16 protein-coding genes are annotated in these 20,093 nt (G+C 46.7%); 6 read left to right on the forward strand and 10 right to left on the reverse strand.

The features are described 5' to 3' along the window. Positions 1 to 82: 82 nt before the first annotated feature. Positions 83 to 4,021, reverse strand: coding sequence for a hypothetical protein (locus tag SKC37_RS06545; RefSeq protein WP_377980703.1), 3,939 nt, complete (start codon positions 4,019 to 4,021; stop codon positions 83 to 85). Between the two features lie 52 nt (positions 4,022 to 4,073). On the opposite strand from SKC37_RS06545, the gene SKC37_RS06550 reads away from it, so the two are divergent. The 3 genes from SKC37_RS06550 to SKC37_RS06560 are packed head-to-tail and all read left to right on the forward strand — an operon-like array spanning position 4,074 to position 5,343. Next, positions 4,074 to 4,583, forward strand: a complete 510-nt coding sequence (locus SKC37_RS06550; protein ID WP_269012084.1) for a KdsC family phosphatase — start codon at positions 4,074 to 4,076, stop codon at positions 4,581 to 4,583. Next, complete coding sequence (locus SKC37_RS06555) at positions 4,574 to 5,095, forward strand: gamma carbonic anhydrase family protein (RefSeq protein ID WP_377980704.1); 522 nt, start codon at positions 4,574 to 4,576, stop codon at positions 5,093 to 5,095. The genes SKC37_RS06550 and SKC37_RS06555 overlap by 10 nt, the downstream gene beginning before the upstream one ends. Beyond that, the gene (locus SKC37_RS06560) at positions 5,092 to 5,343 is read left to right on the forward strand and encodes a VF530 family protein (protein ID WP_377980705.1); all 252 of its coding nucleotides are present in this window, start codon (positions 5,092 to 5,094) and stop codon (positions 5,341 to 5,343) included. Before SKC37_RS06555 ends, SKC37_RS06560 begins: the two co-directional genes overlap by 4 nt. Positions 5,344 to 5,352: 9 nt before the next feature. Here SKC37_RS06560 and SKC37_RS06565 read toward each other — a convergent pair whose 3' ends face one another. Continuing rightward, positions 5,353 to 6,207: a bile acid:sodium symporter family protein gene (locus SKC37_RS06565; protein ID WP_377980706.1), complete on the reverse strand. Its 855-nt coding sequence runs from the start codon at positions 6,205 to 6,207 to the stop codon at positions 5,353 to 5,355. A gap of 44 nt (positions 6,208 to 6,251) precedes the next feature. Between SKC37_RS06565 and SKC37_RS06570 the strand changes: the two genes are divergently transcribed. Beyond that, positions 6,252 to 7,067, forward strand: a complete 816-nt coding sequence (locus SKC37_RS06570; RefSeq protein WP_377980707.1) for a 1-acyl-sn-glycerol-3-phosphate acyltransferase — start codon at positions 6,252 to 6,254, stop codon at positions 7,065 to 7,067. Here SKC37_RS06570 and SKC37_RS06575 read toward each other — a convergent pair. From SKC37_RS06575 to SKC37_RS06585, 3 genes are read right to left on the reverse strand one after another with little or no spacing between them, the layout of a single operon-like run. Then, a complete protein-coding gene (locus SKC37_RS06575; RefSeq protein WP_377980708.1) occupies positions 7,013 to 7,633 on the reverse strand; it encodes an alpha-ketoglutarate-dependent dioxygenase AlkB family protein in 621 nt (206 codons plus the stop codon). The genes SKC37_RS06570 and SKC37_RS06575 overlap by 55 nt on opposite strands. Position 7,634: 1 nt before the next feature. Further along, positions 7,635 to 9,686, reverse strand: a complete 2,052-nt coding sequence (locus SKC37_RS06580; RefSeq protein ID WP_377980709.1) for a glycoside hydrolase family 97 protein — start codon at positions 9,684 to 9,686, stop codon at positions 7,635 to 7,637. Positions 9,687 to 9,739: 53 nt separating this feature from the next. Then, a complete protein-coding gene (locus SKC37_RS06585) occupies positions 9,740 to 10,846 on the reverse strand; it encodes an alpha/beta hydrolase family protein (RefSeq protein WP_377980710.1) in 1,107 nt (368 codons plus the stop codon). A gap of 49 nt (positions 10,847 to 10,895) precedes the next feature. Here SKC37_RS06585 and SKC37_RS06590 point away from each other — a divergent pair, with 49 nt between their 5' ends. Together SKC37_RS06590 and SKC37_RS06595 are read left to right on the forward strand one after the other, a co-directional pair. Next, a complete protein-coding gene (locus SKC37_RS06590) occupies positions 10,896 to 11,456 on the forward strand; it encodes a pentapeptide repeat-containing protein (protein ID WP_377980711.1) in 561 nt (186 codons plus the stop codon). A 1-nt stretch (position 11,457) separates the two neighbouring features. Further along, positions 11,458 to 12,939 (forward strand): DUF1593 domain-containing protein, encoded by a 1,482-nt coding sequence (locus tag SKC37_RS06595; RefSeq protein WP_377980712.1) that lies wholly within the window; start codon positions 11,458 to 11,460, stop codon positions 12,937 to 12,939. Here SKC37_RS06595 and SKC37_RS06600 read toward each other — a convergent pair. The 5 genes from SKC37_RS06600 to uxuA all read right to left on the reverse strand — a co-directional run bounded on the left by SKC37_RS06600 (position 12,936) and on the right by uxuA (position 19,990). Beyond that, on the reverse strand, positions 12,936 to 13,640 hold the full coding sequence (locus SKC37_RS06600; protein ID WP_377980713.1) for a DUF2490 domain-containing protein: 705 nt from the start codon (positions 13,638 to 13,640) through the stop codon (positions 12,936 to 12,938). The genes SKC37_RS06595 and SKC37_RS06600 overlap by 4 nt on opposite strands. 71 nt (positions 13,641 to 13,711) lie before the next feature. After that, positions 13,712 to 14,959 (reverse strand): YeiH family protein, encoded by a 1,248-nt coding sequence (locus SKC37_RS06605; protein ID WP_377980714.1) that lies wholly within the window; start codon positions 14,957 to 14,959, stop codon positions 13,712 to 13,714. Further along, positions 14,959 to 15,891, reverse strand: a complete 933-nt coding sequence (locus SKC37_RS06610; RefSeq protein WP_377980715.1) for a 3-keto-disaccharide hydrolase — start codon at positions 15,889 to 15,891, stop codon at positions 14,959 to 14,961. The genes SKC37_RS06605 and SKC37_RS06610 overlap by 1 nt, the downstream gene beginning before the upstream one ends. 117 nt (positions 15,892 to 16,008) lie before the next feature. Further along, positions 16,009 to 16,767, reverse strand: a complete 759-nt coding sequence (locus SKC37_RS06615) for an SDR family NAD(P)-dependent oxidoreductase (RefSeq protein ID WP_377980716.1) — start codon at positions 16,765 to 16,767, stop codon at positions 16,009 to 16,011. Position 16,768: 1 nt separating this feature from the next. Continuing rightward, the gene (uxuA, locus tag SKC37_RS06620) at positions 16,769 to 19,990 is read right to left on the reverse strand and encodes a mannonate dehydratase (RefSeq protein ID WP_377980717.1); all 3,222 of its coding nucleotides are present in this window, start codon (positions 19,988 to 19,990) and stop codon (positions 16,769 to 16,771) included. Positions 19,991 to 20,093 lie beyond the last annotated feature (103 nt).

The raw sequence follows: 20,093 nt of genomic DNA on the forward strand, positions 1-20,093 counted from the left end.
AATCGGATTCCCAAACGGATCGCGACGGACCAAACCCCAGCGGTCTAGGCAATCAAAAAACTTCTTTAAAAAGGTTATACTCTTAAAATCCACCGCTCTTTTCTTTGCCTTTTGTGGCTGGTTTTGTTTTTGTTGGTTCTTTCTTCACAGGCGCTTTCTTCACCGGAATCAATGGTTTGTAATACGAAGTAAATCGTTTTACAAAGGCGTTTTTTTCTTCCGCAGCGGCCTCCACGACTTTTATACCACCCTTTTTCTGGGTTTTCATGGACTCCCGCACCGTGGCTAGGAATGAATTGTCTGAAGAATACACCCCTAATTCGCCCTCAAAATAAGCGAAATAATACCAAAGATCTTCCGATAATTCCCAATAGGCGTAAAACTCTTCCTTATTTGGCTTCTTAATTACCTCCATAAAACCCTTGATTGTGGCATTCACATCCACCGGCCCCACATTGATCAAAGGCAAATCGCCCATCGAATAAAAAGCGCTCAAATTAGGCGACCAAGCCCATTTTACCGAGGAGAAATTGATCATACTCGCGAATTCCGGATCCACTTTATCCAAGGCTAAATGCTCCCGATCCATTCTGGCTTTCGTGGCCTCAGCAATTTTTTTGCCCAAAATCGGATCCACTCGCTTCAAATATTCATCTCGATCCGCCGGTTCATCCGCTGCAGCGGTTTGGAGCCCCTCTTCTAAATTATATTTCACGATGCGATCTCCCATTTTTTGAAGAATCGGAAGTGGCACCTGGAACTGTAAACTGAGCCAAGATTCGATGCGCGGAATGAGGGTGTCGATCGACATGGAAATTTTGCCAAAAGACCTCACTAGCTTATTGCCCGTGAATAATTGCACCATTCCGTCCGTGTCCACCCGCTTTTTCGGGATGGATAAATGCATTTGTGATTCCGCATTTTTAATGCTGTAAACTTCGGAAGCTTCCGTTACTTCGCCGGCCGCTTTGAACAAGACGGGATCATCTTCATTCGACATGGGGCCTAAGAATGAGGGGTATAATTTGTTGTCCGCGTTCACGAAAATTCCGGCGGTGACCGAGCGTCCTAGTTCGTCTTTTAACTCGTCATTCACCACAATTCCTTTGGAATTTGCGAATGGAATCCAGGCTGTTTTGAACTTCAAGGTGCCTAACAAGGGTCTGATGGAGCCTTTAAATTCTAAACTGGGTTTTTCAGATAAGAAATACACATCGCCTTTGAATTCTTGGTGGGACGTTAATTTTAAGGGGGTTTTCTCGATGTAGCGTGCATCGGCTCGGATTCCCTCCGGTAGAAAATCGAAATTCTTCATGGGGATCACTAAGCTGTCGCTTCCCTCCACGGGCAGCAGGTAATTCGCTGTTCCTGTAAAGCGATTCGCACTAGCAGTGACGGTATTGATATTGGCCAAAACATGTCCATTCACCGTCGCCCTCGCTCCCACTAGTGGCTTGAATTGCCCGCCTTTCGCAATCGCCAGCAGACCTTTCGCAGGATAAACCGTTGCTGGGCCAATCTCAATTTCCTTTACCCCCTCGAGCGAAATTAGCTCAGAAACTTGGTCTAACACACCCGATTTTGCTTCGATAGGCCCAGCTTTCGACGTCGAATCTTGAGATTGCAAAGCGAGCTTTTGTAGTTTTATCTTTTGGTTTTTTTGTTCCCAAACGGCTCCTGCATAGGTAGTGGAATACCCTTGAATAGGCAATAACGCTTTCGAGTCTTCTACGGCTTTAAAGTTCAGGTTCACCGCGCCAGGTGCAGCTTCGATGGTCATTTTGTCTGCAACAAAAACGGGTTTCTTTAGACCAATCGTGAGCGAAGCCTCCTTGGATTTCCACGTCGCTGGCTGAAAATAATACAGCTCAGATTTTAATTTACCATCCCCCAGTGTAATCTCCCCTTTCCCAAAAACCTGTTTCTTGTGCATCCAAACCGGACCCTCTAATTGCAATTGATTCGCATAGAGCGCAAAGGAATTTTTCTCCGGATAAATCGCCAAGGAATCCTCTCTAGGCAACCAGGTAAATCGATGAGCTGGTAAGCTCGCGATGGGGCCCTTTTTGTTCGCCATCTCCCCTAATTTCCCCTCGGAACCGACGCTAATCAGTGAATCTGGATACAAAAATGCCTCTTTCATGGTGGACAGAAAGCCCTCCATCGCAAAATTTCCCGCTGTGTGAAGCCCCTTTTTATCCATTTCGAGCGGGGCACTTAGGCTTAAACTGGCTTTGTTTTGAAAGATTTTAAGAGGTAATTTTTGACTGTAGGTAAAGCCAAAACTTTGGTCCGGCTTTAAGATTAATTGCGTATTCAAGGGAGGCAAAAGGCCCGCAGAATAAAAAGTTCCTACAAAAAGAGGCGCTTTTTGCGTTAGGCTATCAAGCGAAATAGTAGGTACTTTGAAATAATGGGTGGTATCATACACCCCTTTTGCGCGCCAGGGTTCATCGAAGTGGGCGGTCATTCCTTTCGGGATGAGTAATTTAGGGTATTCTGCTACGCCAAAACGACCCGATTTATTACCTGGAGGACTTAAGATTAAGGACCCAGAATCATATCTAAATTGCCCTCCAAACTCTTTTGACTGCCCTTTGGGGATAAAAGTAATCGAATCAATTTTAGAAAACTGCGCCGTAAAATCGTTGAATTTAAAGGCAAAGTCTGGCCCCCTAAAGCGGTAATCCCCTATTTTGATTTCGCCAGGGAAATTGAAATCCCGCCCTTTTTGGAAGACCAATGCCTCATCATCAGGAATAAATTCAGCTTTCAGGGAATCCGAAATCATCACTTGCTGAATGCCTCGAATGCGTAATTTCTTCTCTACTAAATCAAGCGAAATAGCGGCAGAGTCCACCGACAAATTTTCGCCCATCGAGGCCGCATAAAAAGTATCAAAATCTTTTTTCTCATACGCCACACGGGCATAATGTTTCCCCTGATTGGTGAAAGAATATTGCTCCTCTTTCAGTTGCATATACCCGGCATCGACGTAGGATTGAAAACCCGATTGTAGCTGCTCCGGTTTACGATTCACTAAACTAGATAGATCCCAAAGGCTGGCTTTATCCGTTTTGTTTTCGACCAAATAACGGTATAGGATGCGCATAGGGCTGTAATTTAGCATCCCTTGCAACTCCTGTATTCGGCCATCGTGGTAGTAATCTTTCGATTCTAACCAGGCAGGCACTTGGTTTCTGCCTGAAATTTGGTAAAAATCGATGCGCTTTTCTTTGACACGCAACACCCCTAAATCCACCGACATCCGCATCTCATGATACGTGTCTTCGAACAAAGATCGGTTCGTAGCTCCAGGTAATTTTTTGAAATGGAATGTCTGATTTTTCGGATACCACTGGCCTGTTAAATCCCCTCTACCTAGGGAATCGTTTTCACTTAATGGACTGCTCCAACGACCCGTCGGCACTAAAATTGTAGAGTCTGGCAAGAACCAAATCTGTGGTGCGGACATCGTCCCTAGCGTCCCGAAACGCAAGGATGTTTCGCCAAATAAGCCTTTACGCAAGTCCTTATATATAGGCGCTCCCTCCGCTTCCCAAGCCTCGCCGGTAAAGGCGGTCTTCTGAGAACCTTTAAATTCAAAGCTAAAATAAGCCGATTTTCGTCTTAACGTAAGGGATCCCTCGCCGTTAATCTCCTTTTCCTGTTCGATCCAATCTCCCGAAATAATACGCAAAGTTCCATTCGCCGGCTCGAATTGCATGGCATCGATTTGTAGACGCGTGTTTTTGTGACCTAGTTTTTCGCCTTGAATTTCTCCGCCTTTTGCTGTTCCTGTTTTCAACTTTTCGTCCCAGGTAAATTCCGTCACCTGAAAAACAAGGCTATCATTCGCGACCCGGTACGTAATTTCTGAAGCCCCCCACTGATTTTTCTCTTTCTGAGTTCCATTCACGCGCAGCGAATAGGGCCCTACCTGAATCTTTTGCGCAGAAAGGCTAGAGCTCAGGGCTAGGGTGAAAAATAGGATGCGAAAGAATGTGATCGTATTCTGCATAAAGGGATAAAAATACATAAAATATTCAGATATTTGGGTCAAAATAATCCCTATGTCTAACGTACTTTCTCTTTTTAAAGATATAAAAGCCTTCATTTTTGACATCGACGGAGTGATGACGGACGGCAATGTGCACGTTCTGGAAACAGGCGAACATTTCCGCACCTTCTACATTCGCGATGGCTATGCGCTAGAAAAAGCGCGTGAGGCTAATTTTCAACTGTGCGTTATCACAGGCGGAAGTCATCCTGGGGTCAAAAAACGTTTAGAAAACCTCAAGTTTCAACACATCTATTTCGGGTTAGGCGGGAAAGATAAATTAGAAACCTACCTCGAATTATTGCCCAAATTAGGGGTCAAAGAAAATGAAATCCTATATATGGGCGACGATATGGCGGATTTAAAAGTCCTGTCTCGCCCAGACATTTTAAGCACCTGCCCGGCAGATGCCATCCCAGAATTACACCAAGTCGTGAAATACGTTTCTCCGTTTAATGGAGGGCGTGGTGCGGTGAGAGATGTGATCGAAAAAGTACTAAAACTCCAAGGAAAATGGGCTTAATCTTGCCAGTGAAAGGGATATCACCTGTTTTAGGAGAAGACAACTGGGTCGCGCCAAATGCCACGATTGTGGGAGATGTGCAGACCGGAAAGCAGTGCACGATCTGGTTCAATGCGGTTGTTCGCGGGGATGTGAATTCCATCCGTATTGGCAATTATTCGAACATTCAGGACGGTGCAGTAGTGCATTGCACCTACCAAAAAACCGTTACATCCATCGGTGATTATGTTTCTATCGCACACAACGCGATCGTTCACGGTTGTACCATCGAAGACAATGTGCTCATCGGAATGGGTGCCATCGTGATGGACAACGCCTATATCGAAACAGGCAGTATTGTGGCGGCGGGTGCCGTAGTAACGCAAGGAACTCGGGTGCCAGCTGGCACTATATATGCCGGAAATCCAGCCAAATATTTAAAAGATGTCAGCCCAGAGGCGGCTGAAGTTTTCAAGCGCACGGCCTATAATTACGTAGAATACGCGTCCTGGTTTTCAAATCCTACCACATGAGTAACGACCCACTTCACGGTGTAACCTTAGAGAAAATTTTAACGGATCTAGTCGATTTATTAGGCTGGGAAGAGATGGCGAAAAAGATTCGCATTAACTGTTTTGCGAGCAATCCAAGTATCAAATCTAGTTTGACTTTCTTGCGCAAGACGCCATGGGCAAGAGCGAAGGTGGAGACGCTGTATGTTTGGAACATCAAAAAGATCGAAAAGAAAAAAGCGAATTCCGCCTCTGATCTGGAAGATTAGTTTCGCAAATTATCGTCGCAGGTTAACCAGCCAACCGAAAATAGCCGCGGTGATAAACATCACAATGCTATAGACCACCGCTGGAATCGTCATCGTACCATTTCCGATCACATTCAAGGCAATAAAGATCGCCAAAGAACCATTGTGAATCCCGATCTCCATCCCAATTGCGATGGCCTGCTTCTTCTCCAAATTCAATAAACGCGGGAGAAAATAACCGATCGACAGGCAAGCCACATTGAATAAAAGACAAGCCAGACCGACCGTCTGAATATCCTGCATCAAGTGATCGCGTTCTTTCCATCCGGCTAAAACGATGATCAAGGCGAGGAAAATGGCGGACAAGATTTTCACGGGAGACTCAAGTTTTTGTGCGAATGCCGGAATTTTTTTACGAATCAACATTCCCAGCGAAACCGGTAAAATCACGATCAAACATACCTCTAAGACTTTCGAAAATTGCAAAGGAACATAGGCGTCTTGCTGCATTAATAATTTCATCGAAAGATTGACGATGAGTGCAATCGAGATGACGGAAAGAATACTGTTCAAGGCGGTTAAAGTGACATTGAGGGCAACGTCGCCTTTGGCAATATGCGAATACAAATTCGCGGAGGGACCGCCAGGAGCGGCAGCTAAAAGCATTAAGCCAACCGCTAATTCAGGAGGCAAGTTCAGTCCTTTCGCGATGAAAAAACAAATGATGGGCAACAGGATCATTTGAGTTACTAGGCCCACAATGACCGCTTTCGGGTACTCGTACACCCGCTTGAAATCAGCGATTGTTAGTGATAATCCCAGGCCGGTCATAATGATAGCGAGGGCGATGGGCATTAAAACCACAGAGAGAAAGCTTGCTTGCATGCGATATTTTTTAAACCTTGCGGTCGTTAAAATTAAAGAAATACTTGATCTTTCTCCTAAAAATCTTTGCTCGTTTAGCGCTTCGCCTCTTTTGCCCGTCCCTTGTGGTGAAGAATGCGGAGCTGATGAAAACCAAAGGCCCCGTTTTATTAGTCGTTAACCACCCGGATTCATTTTTAGATGCCGTCATCATTGGCGCTTTGTATCCGCGAAATATCAACTATTTAGCCCGGGGGGATGTATTTAGAAACCCAGTTTTCGGGTTTTTGCTGAGACAATTAAACATGCTTCCGGTGTTTCGTCAACGAGAAGGGAAAGAGCACCTGCACCTGAATTCTACTACCTTTCAAAAGGCAGTGGATTGCCTCCGCAACGACGGAATTGTGTTGATTTTCATCGAGGGAATCTGCCTCAATACCCACGAGTTGCAACCGTTTAAAAAGGGCGCGAGTCGCATTTTAGAGAGTGCACACGCGGAGGGAATCTTCCCCATAGTTCAGATTGCGGGGATTGGGTATTCGAGTTTTACAGCTTTTGGAAAAGGAATTCACCTGGCTTTCGAAAATATGTCGTGGCCTACGCCTATCGTGGAAGCGACGGATCGAGTCAAGTTTAATGCCGCGGTTTTTGAGAAGATGGAACGCTTGATTGAGGTTCCGAAGCACGTAGGATTCCCGCGCGGATTGCTCTACTATTTTGCCTTGCCTTTGTATATCCCAGTGCGGGCTTTTGCCTATGCGAAAACGAAGGGTTCCGTCTTTTATGATTCTGTCTTGTTCGCCCTTTTGCTTTTTACTTTCCCCGTTTACGTCGCACTCGTGGTGACGATTGTTCTGAAGGTCAAATTGATTCTGGGCTGATTTACTTTCGTAGTTGGGGGTAGGCGGTGAAGCCAGTGGGTTTGAGTTTCGCCTTTCATGACCAAAAGGCTTCCAGCTTCTAAAAAGACATCTATTTTTTCGCCGGACTGCTTGTGCTTGAAGCAGAATTTTCTTTCTGCGCCAAAACTCAGCGAGCCAATCGCCCCATTTTTTTGCAAATCTTTTTCGCCGTCACTGTGCCAGGCCATTCCTTCGGAGCCGTCGTGATATAGGTTCAACAGGCAGGAATTATAGGTTTCGCCGGAGTGTTTTTCGGCGAGGGATTTTAAGGCTTGCAATTCAGGCGTCCAAGGCAAGGCGGTCTTAGTCGTGTTCGAATAGGTATACGAAAAAGGTTCGTCTCCATACCAAGCCACTTTGCGTTTTGTGATGATGCGTTTGCCATAGATGACTGCCTCATCGTTTCGCCATTCGATGCGATCTAATAAGGCTTGTGCCATTTCGGCTGCTTCCGTAGAAGACATCAATTTCCCGTAATAATGGACGATTCCGTCGCCTGGAAGCAGGTTAATAGTCGGGTCCGCAGGGAAATCGAATAGCTCCATATTAGTTTAGGCGGCGTAAACTGATGGCGCAACCTCCTCCGCGTTGTAAGCGGAAAGTCATTTTAGACTTCGCGGTTACGAGGCGTTTTTCCACGACGTAGGCTTCTGGATTCTTCTCAAAATCCGCGTCATCCGCATCGCGGTAGAGCAACGCTTCGTAGGTTTTATCCGGATCTAAAAAGTCTAAATCAAAAGACATATTTCTGGCCATCGCGTTCGTGATCGAACCGATGAACCAGGTGTCTTTATTTTTTGCCTTACGGGCGATCGTTACGAATTCACCTGGTTCTGCGGTGATGATTTTCGTATCGTCCCAATCTACCGCAACGTCCTTGATGAATTGGAACGCGTCTAGTTTAGACTCGTAATTCTCCGGTAAATCTGCCGCCATTTGTAGAGGGCTGTAGAGGGTGACGTAGAGGGCTAATTGTTTGGCCAATGTAGACCGAACTTTCGTCGTCCGCGTAGAATCGAACTGGTTCAAGTTCATGTGGAAAAGTCCCGGCGTATAATCCATGGGTCCGCCCATCAAGCGGGTAAAAGGCAAAATGGTCGTATGTTCCGCATTAATTCCAAGTGTAGGTGCGTTGTTAAATTCGGATCCTCGGGCGGCTTCTGCGGCCATCCAATTTGGATACGTGCGGTGCAAACCGGTGGGGTGAACGGACTCGTGTGAGTCGACCATCAGGCGGTAATTAGCGGCTTTCTCTGCGACGCGGTTGTAGTGGTTGACCATCCATTGGCTATCGTGGTGTTCGCCGCGCGGGATGATTTTGCCCACATAACCCGTTTTTACGGTGTTGATTCCTTTGTCTACCATAAATTGGTAGGCTGCGTCCATTCTGCGCTCATAATTCGTCACCGAACTCGAGGTTTCGTGGTGCATGATCAGCTTCAAACCTTTAGAAGCGGCATATTTAGTTAAAGTATCGATTTGATAATCCGCATAAGGTGTCACGAAATCGAATACTTCTTCTTTCCAGTTTCCGAACCAATCTTCCCAGCCGGTGTTCCAACCCTCTACTAAGACGCCGTCAAATCCGTGCTTATCGGCAAAGTCGATGTAGCGTTTCACGTTCTCCGTATTTGCGCCGTGTTTGCCACCAGCCAAAGGCCAGTTTGCTTTACCCACGTGCATTTCCCACCACATGCCCATGAATTTTTGGGGCTTGATCCAGGTGGAATCCTTGATTTTCGAAGGTTCGTTAAGGTTTAAGATTAGTTTAGAGGCCAAAATCTGTTCTGCCTTATTCGAGATCACCACCGTTCTCCACGGGGTATTAAATGGCGTCTGCACGTAGGCCTTATTTCCTACTGCATCCGGCACTAAAGCGGATGTAAATTCCAATCCATCTAGTTTCAAATGCATCGCTGGATAATTCACTAATGCCGCTTCGTGTACATTCAAATAAATGCCATCCACAGACTTTAACATCAGGGGAGTTTGAACGAAGTTTTTGCCCATTAATGACGTCACCGCGATGTCCTTTTCTTTAGCTGCCGCAGCTAAGGCGTCGATTTCGGAAATTTTAGTTCGTTGGTAGGTATATTCATTCGTATCGTAATCTCCCGGAATCCAGAAGACATTATGGTCGCCCGTCATCGTGAAAGAAGACCACTCGTTATCGACGATAAAATGTTTGAAATTGTCTTGCGAAGGGAAGAAATAGCGGAATCCGATTCCGTCATCAAAAACGCGAAAAATAATGTCCATCAATACCCCGGATTCCTTCAAATGCAGGGTCAATTCCTTGTAGTTATTTCTGATCTCCTTTACCTCGCCCCACACCGGTTTCCAGGTACCATCCACGATGGAAGAATCTACGCCTAGGATTTGAAATTTACGCAATTCCAAAGCCGGCTTCTTCAGGGTCAAGCCTAAGTCAGAGGCTGCGATTACTTCTTTGGCTTTATAGAAAACCTGGTATTTTAAAGCTCTATCAGCGCCCTGAGACACTTGAATTGAAATTTGATCTGTAGGCGAAGCTATCTTAAACGATTTTTGGGCGAATAAACTGACGCTCAAAAGTAGGAGAAGAATGGTTTTGTTCATACCGCAAAATTACTAAAATATCAGATTAAACGGTAAATGACAGGCAAAATTGCCTAGGGCAAATACTCGATCGCGGGCTTCTTTCCCGTCTTCACAAAAGCACGCATTGCATCAAAAGCTTTAGCCGTCTGTGCATCCGTGAATTGACAATGGGCCTGGCCATTCGTGTATTTAACAGCAAAGTATTGGTCTCGACCCTGTGCGTGAATCATATTTTCGATGTTCGTCACGGCATAGGAAACCGGAATTAATTGGTCGTATATCGTGTGCATTAAAACAACTGGCTTGTCTATTTTTCCCGTGCGATCGTAGCGTGCAAAGAGATCTGCCTGATCCTTTGTGGCAGGTAAGCGTTCCGCTACTGCGTTTACTTTCAAGTTATCTGGGAAGCCTGTATAGAGTGTTTCTGTATTGTCAAAAGGATTGCCTTTTAGCTTGAGGGCGATGTCGCGTAACACGTTTTGGTTAAAAAATAACGCTCCTGGAAGGTCATCGAATTTCAAGTCAAAGCGCTTTGCAAAGGCCACGGCTAACACGGAGTCTTTCTGCAATAAGGCCTTTTTGATCTCCCCCATTCGTTTGCCTGCGGTGGCAAAGGATACGAAACCGACAGAGCTATTGACGTCAAAAATATCTTTCAACGAAGGCACAATTCCCGGAAACAAACCGTTCATCGTCGCGTACATATCGTACTCTTTTCTGCACTGTAAATACGGGCGTGAAGAAAGTGGACATAAGGGTAATCCGCCATTATAATATTGGCCAAAATTCTCCAGAGTCGCGAATGTAATTCCACCACCCATCGAGTGCCCCATCATAAAGGTCGAGTCCGGCTGACCCATCTTTTTGATAAAGGCTTGGCGTAATTCTTCGGTCGCATCCACTCCCTCCGGTAAAGCAAATCCTTGGATGGGATAATCAGAGGCCGCCACCGCAAAACCACGATCCAAAATCACTTGCAAACGCTTGTCTAATCCTGCATTCGCACTCGCCGCTGGGGTTCCCATAAACTGGTAACCATGGGCATACATCACAAGTTTTTTGTTCCATTTAGCTGGCATCAAAACTTGATAGCCGCCCCCTTTCAGGGTGCCTAAATCGATTTTTTCTTGGGCAAAAATAGTGGTGCTAAGGGCGAGGAAGAGGAATAGTTTTTTCATAGTGCTAGTTAAGAGAAAGCAAAATAGGGAAAAAATGGTAATTTGCGGTATGGAGAAGCCTTATATCGTCGACCAAAAATTCGAGAAAGAAAGCACACTCGCCATGGGCGAATACGAACATTGCGTTTTCAAAAACTGCCAGTTCGAATCAGAAGATTTTAAAAATTTCCAATTCGTAGACTGCAGCTTTGAATCTTGCAATCTCAGTTTAGTCAAACTCAGCGGAGCAGCACTCCAAAAAGTGCACTTCAAAGACTGCAAAATGCAGGGCCTTCGCTTCGAAGCGTGCAATCCTTTTTTGTTCGAAGTAAGCTTCGATACCTGCGTTTTAAACCTGTCTTCCTTCTACCAAATCAAGGGAAAAAAGACAAAATTCGCAGGCTGTTCTTTGCACGAAGTGGACTTCACGGAAGCGGATTTCTCAGAAGCCGTTTTCGATGATTGCGACCTGGCTGGAGCGCTTTTTGACCAGACCAATGTGAGCAAAGCGGACTTCCGCAGCGCCTTTAATTACCTCATTCACCCCAGCATAAATCAGATCAAGAAAGCGAAGTTTTCGCAGGACGGTTTGGCAGGATTATTACAGGGCTTTGACATCTCTATCACCTAATATGAAAAAAATCTTATTCCTACTCCTACTGAGCACCACGCTTTTCGCGAAAGGCCGCTATCCTCGCACCATTGTCACGACAGACGGCGAAATCGATGACGTGGATACGTTCATCCGGATGCTATTGTACTCGAATGAATACCAGCTGGAGGGTTTGGTCTATTCGAGTTCGATGTGGCATTATAAGGGCGATGGAAAAGGGACCAAATTCACCTCCGAAATGGAGATGACGCGCAAAATGTATGGTGCGAAAACAGACTTGCGCTGGCCGGGGGTTCAATGGATTCAGGATTTATTAAAGGCTTATGGACAAGTGCACCCAAACCTGATTTTGCACGATAAAAACTACCCATCTCCTGCCTATTTAAATAGTTTAGTGAAAGTAGGAAACATCGATTTTGAGGGAGAAATGGAGCAGGTGACCGAAGGATCAGAATGGATCAAAGCAAAATTGTTAGACAACGATCCGGAGCCCATCTACTTGCAGGCCTGGGGTGGAACAAATACGATTGCTAGAGCTTTGAAATCGATAGAGGAGCAGTTTGCGGGAAAGCCGGGCTGGGACGCATTGAAAAATAAAATCTCTCGAAAAGCCATCCTTTACACCGTAATGGACCAAGATGCGACCTTGAAGAATTACATCGCTGGACATTGGCCACAGATTCGCGTGTTTTATAATGCGCAGCAGTTTGCAAGTTTCGCTTATCCGTGGAAACGCGTGATGCCTAAGGCGACGCAACCGTATTTCGAGGGGACCTATATGGGGCCTAAAATCATCCAAAATCACGGCCCTCTTTTACAGATGTATTATGCCTACGGGGATGGCCAAAAGCAGCCCGGCGACGACGAGCACATTCACGGTGATCCGACCAAGCTGAAGGATGCTCAATGGGGATCTTTCCAACCTTTTGATTTTATTTCCGAGGGAGATTCTCCCGCGTTTTTGCACCTGGTGGATGTGGGGTTGACTAACTTGAATAACCCGTCCTACGGTGGTTGGGGTGGTCGATTCGCTCTTGCAGAGGGAAATCCGTATCGCTTCGAAGACAACGATAAAGCGGCGGATTTCAATCCGGAGACCGGTAAATTAGATATTTCTTATTCCCAAACCCGCTGGTTAATCGCCGCGCAAGAAGACTTTGCGGCCCGCGCAGATTGGTGTGTGAAATCGTTCAAAGATGCGAACCATGCACCGCAAATAACGGTCAGTGAAGGCATGTATGTGTACGCAAAACCAGGCGCAAGTCTTGACCTTCATGTGATCACTAGAGACCCCGATGGGCACGCCATTAAGCTGAAGGTTTGGCCTTATCCGGAGGCAGGATCCGGGAAAGCTGAAGTGCAAATAGAAAACATAACGGTAAAAGTGCAAATACCAGCGACCGCAAAAAAAGGCGATACTTTTCACATTGTGGTGGAGGGAACCGATTCGGGTTCGCCGGCTTTGACGCGGTATAGGAGAGTGGTGGTGACGATTCGCTAAAGCCGATGATATACCATAATGCTCAAAATACTGCGGTCGAAATAATTCAAATTAGGGCGTTGCTGAAAGGCGTGCAAATAACCCACATCAACTGTTAAATTATCTCGTAAAGCAATACTGACACCGGCAAACATCCGGTGTTGATCTAAGTCATTCGCGGGATTTTCCTGCGCCGCATTCAGTAAAATTTCCGTATTCACTTTTCCTTGGATTCGCTTGATGAAGGGAAATAAGGCTTGAATTCGGTAACGAAGTCGGTAATTGCTGAAGTTGATGGCATCCGTCAGTTCTGTACGACTCGCATTCGGTACTCGGTTAAAGCGCATCTCCGACCTGAAACGATGATCTAAGCGTACCTTGGACACGCGGTGTTTGTAAACGATATCTAGATGAGGGCGGTATTCCGGAATGGCTAGTCTATTCGCCGTTCGCGGATCATTAGGGGTGTTTAGGAAAAGGGCTACTCCTGAAGAAAGATCCCAATTATCCCCTATCGTATGATGCACATGTGCTCTAAAAGCATTTTGGTGGTGTACTAATGGGTCTATAAAATGACGGGTATGTGCCTCGCCTTGAACATACCATTTCGCATTTAAAGAATGAGTGAGGTAATATCCGTACCAAACTTGGGATTGATGCTCTATTAGACCTTGGCTTTGCGCTGCGAAGACCGGGAACAAAAAGAAAAATACATACTTCATTTGGCAAAGATACTAATTTATTCTATAAAAACGATAGACTAAGTATTCTTTGTGTATTTCTGCCTAAAAAACTAACTAAACAGCACATACGCCACCGCCAGCGTCACAAAGACATTAAATAACTGGGCGATTAAGAAAGCATATAAAGGCTTCTTCCCCTCTTTCGAGAACAAGTCTGAAAACTTGGTTTCTAACCCGATGCTAGTGAAAGCTAAGGCAAACCAAAGTCCTTGCAATGCTTTAAAACCTCCCTTAACCGATTCAATCGTTTCGGATGAAATCACGAATGAGAAAAGTAAAGAGGCAGCTATGAAACCTAAGACGAACTTAGGAAAGCGTTCCCAGATCACCGATACCGTAGGCTTCGCTTCTTGCACTGCCGAAGATTGATTATTCGTCACCGTCCAATAGATGGAGATGGCGAAAGCGGCGAAACCTAACAATACGTTTTGGGAGAATTTAACGATCGTCGAGATCTTCAAAGCCTCCTCGCCCACCATCGTTCCGGATGCGATTACCGCACCGGTCGTATCAATCGTTCCGCCTAACCAAGCACCGGTCACCGCTTGCGAAAGACCCAAAGCTTGCGCAATAAACGGCAAAAAGATGATCATCGGAATCGCTGTAATCAAGACAATGGAGATCACGTATGACAACTTTTTCGAATCCCCTTTAATGGCTCCAGAGGTTGCAATCGCAGCTGAAACACCACAAATAGACACCGCACTGGAAATCATGATGGCAAATTCTTCGTCGATGCCCATTTTTTTGGAAACCCAAAACGCAAAGTACCATACCGAAATCACGACCACCAAAGCTTGAATCAATCCGAGCGAACCAGCCTTCAAAATGTCTCCAAAAATCACGCTCGTTCCCAACAGAATCAAACCGATTTTCACGAACAATTCTGTCGAAAGGGATTCCGTTAACCACGCCGGAAGCGTGAAGAAATTACTCAAAACCAACCCGATTGTTAAGCTGAAAATCACCGCCTCTAGGTTCCAATTTTTCAGGAATGAGTTGCCCGCTAAAATCAAGGCTAGCGAAGTCAGCACGAAGACAATGGGAAAACCTTTTACCGTTCCTGCTATACTTTTACCTAAAACACTTGCCGCGAGAATCGCGATGATGTACGTGAAAACGAATAGCTGACCCAGCTTGATTAAGTTACCCGCTGTGAGCACTTTTTCTGATAAGTCAACGGTTGTCTCCCAGCCGAAAGAAGGAGATGGAATTTTTACCCCTAACAGGGCCACACCTATGATGATAAATCCTAAAAGGACAACGGTCCAATCTTCTGTTAAAAGGCTCTTCTTCATTATTTAGCTGGAGTCAACACGATGTTTCTATATTCCACTGGGCCGTGGTCGCCTTGCATCATGATGGGGCCTGGCGCTGCTTCGTCGCTGTCCATCGCGCCGCCGGTGATGCCGGGGATGTTTTGTTCGACGATGACTTTTTGGCCATTTAAGGTCACGGAAACCTTGCGGCCTACTAAAATGATGTCATAGGTTTGCCACTCGCCGGATGGTTTTGCGGCTTGGAATAAGGGATCGATAAACCCGTAAATACCCCCTAAATAGATGCTATAGGGTTCTTTGCCAAAGCTATCTTCCACCTGCACCTCGTAACGGCCGCGCAAGTAGACGCCACTATTACTAGATGGAGGCAGGCGGAATTCGATGTGTAACTTGAAGTCGTTGAACTTTTGTTCGGTGCATAGGTTCGCGCCAGAGGCTGGGCTTTTCAGCACGCCGTTCTCTGCGATCCATTGGTTTTTAGGCCCTAAGGCTTTCCAGCCTGTTAAGTCTTTTCCATTAAATAAGGTGATTGGTTTATCCCAAACGGGTTCCGCCGTTCTCCATAACGAGGGAGCGCGAACGCCGGTAAAGGCCATCGCTTTGCCATTTGGTTTTGTAATCATTCCAGACAATTTCCCGTCTTTCAAATCTCCCTCAAAACTCATCTGAACGTCCGTCAATTCCCATTGTGGCGGAATCTTAAACGACACGTGACCGTCCTTAAAAAACACTTCTGAAATGGGGCGCGCTGAACCGCCGTCACCTACAAAATGACCCGTTAATGTTTTATGCCCTGAGTGGCGCACCTCTAACCAAGACGGCGCCGTCGAAACTCCGCCATTGCGGTTTTCCATGGATACGTTTAAATCCCAAGCTCCCTCTAAAGGATGGTGTTCTTGTGCATAAGCACTCGTTGCGAAAGCAAATAAAGCAAAAAGTAATTTTTTCATAGTCTTACGATTAAACCGCCGTCATCTGAGGCGAAATAAAATGATTGAATAACCCAACAAAATCGGGATGCCACAAATTTAAGCATTAATCCGACAGCTGAAGCCCTGTCCTACCCTTTAGAATCCGATTGAATTCCCGCCGTCAACCGGGATGGAGACGCCTGTTACGTAATTGGCTGCATCCGAAGCTAAATAAACCGCTGCCCAACCGATGTCTTCTGGTTTCCCAAAATAGCCCATTGGCGTGCGATCCATCGCCTTGTGTTTGCGATCCGGATCTGAATTCATCGCCGTTCTACTCATCGCCGTTTCGATAAATCCAGGGGCAATCGCATTCACGCGAACGCCTTTGCCGGACCACTCAGAAGCGAGCACGCGCACTAAACCATAGATACCCGTTTTAGAAGATGCATAGGCCGCCACTCGGTCGATTCCGTAGTATGCTGCCATCGAAGAAATCATGATGATCGAACCCTTTCCGCGGTCTAACATATGTTTTCCTACCTCCCGCGTCAGCGAGAAAACCGCATTCAAATTCACGTTAATAATGTTCGCAAAATCGTCATCTGAAACTTCCACAGCAGGGCGTTTCATGTTGATGCCCGCGTTGTTGACGAGGATGTCGATGGCGCCGTGCTCCGTCACTAAACCCGTTACGAGCTGCGCTGTCAAGCTCAGATCAGCCACATCATTCACCGCATAATGTGCCCCAGCCCCTAAGTTTGCCACCGCCTCTTTCAGCACCTCTTCGCGGCGACCCGTGATCACGACCGTGGCGCCGGACGCTAAAAAGCATTTTGCGATATCGAATCCGATTCCGGTTCCGCCGCCCGTGATGAGCGCCACGCGCCCTTGCAATGAGAATGGTTGTTGCATCTTATTTCAGTTGGTAAATACGTACAATTTCTTTTATTTCTGCCAAAGTCCGCGTGGGCGTCCCGTAGCTAATCGGTAATTTCGAATAGGTTTGGAAGTACAATAAATGCGCATCGCGCCACAAAACCGACTCCCGTTGTTGCGCCGCTAAACGTCCGCGAACGTCCGCAAAAATCTCCGGATCCACCTTGCCTTGCAACGAATCCCAGTCTTTTTGCAAATCCTTCACTTCCTGCAAACCGGAATTCATGCGGTAACAGAATTCATCCCAAAGCGTGCGCCCAGAAGATAACTTCTCTTTCCAACCCACGTGGTGGAACCACAATAGATAATTCAAATCGGTTTTCGCAGGATCAAGCCACTGTTGCGCGACCGCTGGATGGTATAAACTTAAGGCGTTACTTCCCGACGCTTTTCTGTCAAAACCTAAGCCAACAGAATCCGCGCGGTGATAATAAATCGAGGTCCAATCCGGACGTTGGCTACGCTCGAGCCAAGGCTCCGGGCCCCAGTGAATCCCTTGGCCCATCACATGGTGCAAGCCTAAAGGGGTCGTGAATTTCACATAGGTATCGCGGGATTTCATCAGAATATCCGAAGCCGTTTTTGCTGCTTTGTCGTCGTGAGTCAACGTCTGCTTCACCCATTCGTCGGCAATTTTCTCCGAGCTCAAGGTGTGATCCCAAGCCAGTCGGCCGAATGCATACCAGTTTGCCTGCGACAATAAATGACCTGTCCAGTTTCTGTCGGAACCCGTGTTTGCCACGCCCGCCATCATCGTGATTTGGTCGTTGCCCAGGCTGCCGTCGATGACTTTTGCGACGGTGGAGCCTTTCCCGTTTTGGTAGGTATCTGAATCCAAACATTCCTTAAAGAGGATGGATTGGTAGAAAACGTTCGTGCTGAAACCCGTGTATTCTTGGGTGATTTGGAATTCTAAGGCCAAAGGCGTCTTCGGCATCGCACCAAAAAGTGGATGAAATGGTTCCCGAGGTTGGAAGTCGATCGGGCCATTTTTCACTTGAACAATCACGTTTTTCGCAAAGGTTCCATCCAAAGGTTTGAAGTCGTTATAGGCTTCTTTGAAACGGTCGCCCTTCGGATTAGGTGCATACACGAACGCGCGCCAAATGACAATTCCATTAAAAGGTTGCACCGCCTCCGCTAACATATTCGCGCCGTCCGCGTGTGTGCGACCGAACTCTTGTGGACCCGGTTCGCCCTCAGAATTTGCCTTTACTAAGAAGCCTCCAAAATCCGGAATCTGCGCATAGATTTCTTTCGTTTTTGCCGTCCACCAAGCGCGCACTTGCGGGTCTAGCGGATCCGAGGTTTTCAATTTCCCCACCAATTTAGGCGAGGCAAAGTTCACGGATAAAAATAGCTTGATGCCGTACGGGCGGAACACGTCTGCGAGCACTTTTACTTTGGCCAAATACTCCGGCGTCATAAACCGCGCCGAGGCATTCACGTTGTTCACGGAGACCGCGTTGATCCCGATGGACGCGTTTGCCCGGGCGTAATCCGTGTAGCGCGGGTCGACCGTTTCCGGCAATTCGTACCATTTCCACAGCGATTGCCCGGCGTATCCGCGTTCGATCGTGCCCATCACGTTGTCCCAGTGGTTCAACATGCGGAATTTGACTTTGGGCGATGAGCTGAAGTTTGCCAAAGGCTTCTCCTGCTGAATCATCCTTAATAACTCGAAAACCCCGTACAAAATCCCGCGGTCAGAGCTCGCTTTGATTTGCACCGCCGGCCCTGCAACAATGCTGAAAGCTTCTTCTTTTAAGCTCGGGTCTTTCACGAATTGAATACTTCCATTCTTTGCTAGGCTTACAGGCGCCACCCCCGTCAAACCCTTCAAGCCATTCGTTAATTCTTTCTTCGCTGTCTCTAGAATGGGCGTCGAGGCAAACTCAGATGAGATCGATTTTGCATACGGCGCATAGCGAGCCGCGGATGCGACTTTGTCAAATTTCAACCACAAGCGATAGCCATCGTCCGCCTTCAAGGCAAAACTGCAGACCACAAAAAACACTGCTAAAAAAGAGCGAATCGCTAATTCTAGTCCGCGGATTTCCGCTAAACCGCGCAATCGTCCGATCGCCGAATAGCCCGGGTAGGTTTTCTTTTTCAAATCATCTAACATTTGGTGACCGTGATCTGGGCGCATCGGAATCTGTTCTCCGCCTCTTCTTTTTTCTTCTTCCACCACCGCTTTCACTACTTCAAACATATCCACATCACCCGTTAAATGCGGAGCCTCGTGGAAAATCAACGGATCATTTTGTTCTCTAAAAGTGGTCCGCAAATGCAAGAAATGTATGCGATCTGCGAAGCGACGAACCATCCCTGGCAAATCATTATCCGCTCTCACTCCTAAAGAACCAGTGCAGAAAGTAATGCCGTTCGCACGTTCCGGGGACGCGTCCATCAATGCCGCCAAATCCGATTCCGTACTCACCACCCGCGGCAAGCCCAATAAGGGGAACGGCGGATCATCTGGGTGGATGCACAGATTAATGCCTAATTCTTGTGCCAAAGGCGCAATCGAACGCACAAAGTAATGCAAGTTCTCGCGCAATTGATCCGCTGAAATATCTTTGTATTCGTCTAAAAGACTTTGGAAATTGGCTAAATGAAAGGCCTCCTCAGAACCGGGAAGACCTAAAAGTGCCGTGTTTTTCAACTCTGCTTTTTCTTCGGAAGACATTGTTGCGAAACGCTGTGAAGCCACAGCCTGAACCGCCGGCGTATAATCCGCAGCGGCGCCCGGACGCTGTAAAATATGCAAATCAAACACCGCGAAATCCGTCCAAACAAAACGCAAAGCGCGTGCCCCATCCGGCATCTCGAAGTTCAATTTCGTCCGCGACCAATCGAGCACGGGCATAAAATTATAGCAAACAGTTTTAATGCCGCAAGCCGCCAGATTTCGTAAAGATGTTTTGTAATTTTCGATGAGTTGCGCGCGAGACGGCAAGGCTTTCTTAATCCCCTCATGCACCGGAAGTGATTCCACCACCGACCAATGCAAAGGCGTCCAATCCTGATTCCCCGCTTCGATTATCGAAATACGTTCTTGAATGGATTCGATAGGCCAAACTTCCCCCACCGGAATTTGGTGCAATGCGGTAACGACTCCTGTACATCCGGATTGACGAATATCCATCAAGGAAACCGGATCGTTCGGACCGAACCAACGCATCGTGTGTATCATGTAATTTTATTTAGAGGCTTGTGCTTTTATAGCAAAGGCTTACGCCTTTTAAAGCGCAAAATGCACAAAATTTACTGAAAAACCTGCGGTGTTAGAGGGGATA

This window comes from Aquirufa esocilacus, from assembly GCF_042715595.1.
Lineage (GTDB): Bacteria > Bacteroidota > Bacteroidia > Cytophagales > Spirosomataceae > Aquirufa > Aquirufa esocilacus.

Coding starts and splice junctions, on each gene's coding strand:
- SKC37_RS06545 (WP_377980703.1), bottom strand. CDS start 4,021: ATGCAGAATACGATCACATTCTTTCGCATCCTATTTTTCACCCTAGCC.
- SKC37_RS06550 (WP_269012084.1), top strand. CDS start 4,074: ATGTCTAACGTACTTTCTCTTTTTAAAGATATAAAAGCCTTCATTTTT.
- SKC37_RS06555 (WP_377980704.1), top strand. CDS start 4,574: ATGGGCTTAATCTTGCCAGTGAAAGGGATATCACCTGTTTTAGGAGAA.
- SKC37_RS06560 (WP_377980705.1), top strand. CDS start 5,092: ATGAGTAACGACCCACTTCACGGTGTAACCTTAGAGAAAATTTTAACG.
- SKC37_RS06565 (WP_377980706.1), bottom strand. CDS start 6,207: ATGCAAGCAAGCTTTCTCTCTGTGGTTTTAATGCCCATCGCCCTCGCT.
- SKC37_RS06575 (WP_377980708.1), bottom strand. CDS start 7,633: ATGGAGCTATTCGATTTCCCTGCGGACCCGACTATTAACCTGCTTCCA.
- SKC37_RS06580 (WP_377980709.1), bottom strand. CDS start 9,686: ATGAACAAAACCATTCTTCTCCTACTTTTGAGCGTCAGTTTATTCGCC.
- SKC37_RS06585 (WP_377980710.1), bottom strand. CDS start 10,846: ATGAAAAAACTATTCCTCTTCCTCGCCCTTAGCACCACTATTTTTGCC.
- SKC37_RS06590 (WP_377980711.1), top strand. CDS start 10,896: ATGGAGAAGCCTTATATCGTCGACCAAAAATTCGAGAAAGAAAGCACA.
- SKC37_RS06595 (WP_377980712.1), top strand. CDS start 11,458: ATGAAAAAAATCTTATTCCTACTCCTACTGAGCACCACGCTTTTCGCG.
- SKC37_RS06600 (WP_377980713.1), bottom strand. CDS start 13,640: ATGAAGTATGTATTTTTCTTTTTGTTCCCGGTCTTCGCAGCGCAAAGC.
- SKC37_RS06605 (WP_377980714.1), bottom strand. CDS start 14,959: ATGAAGAAGAGCCTTTTAACAGAAGATTGGACCGTTGTCCTTTTAGGA.
- SKC37_RS06610 (WP_377980715.1), bottom strand. CDS start 15,891: ATGAAAAAATTACTTTTTGCTTTATTTGCTTTCGCAACGAGTGCTTAT.
- SKC37_RS06615 (WP_377980716.1), bottom strand. CDS start 16,767: ATGCAACAACCATTCTCATTGCAAGGGCGCGTGGCGCTCATCACGGGC.
- uxuA (WP_377980717.1), bottom strand. CDS start 19,990: ATGATACACACGATGCGTTGGTTCGGTCCGAACGATCCGGTTTCCTTG.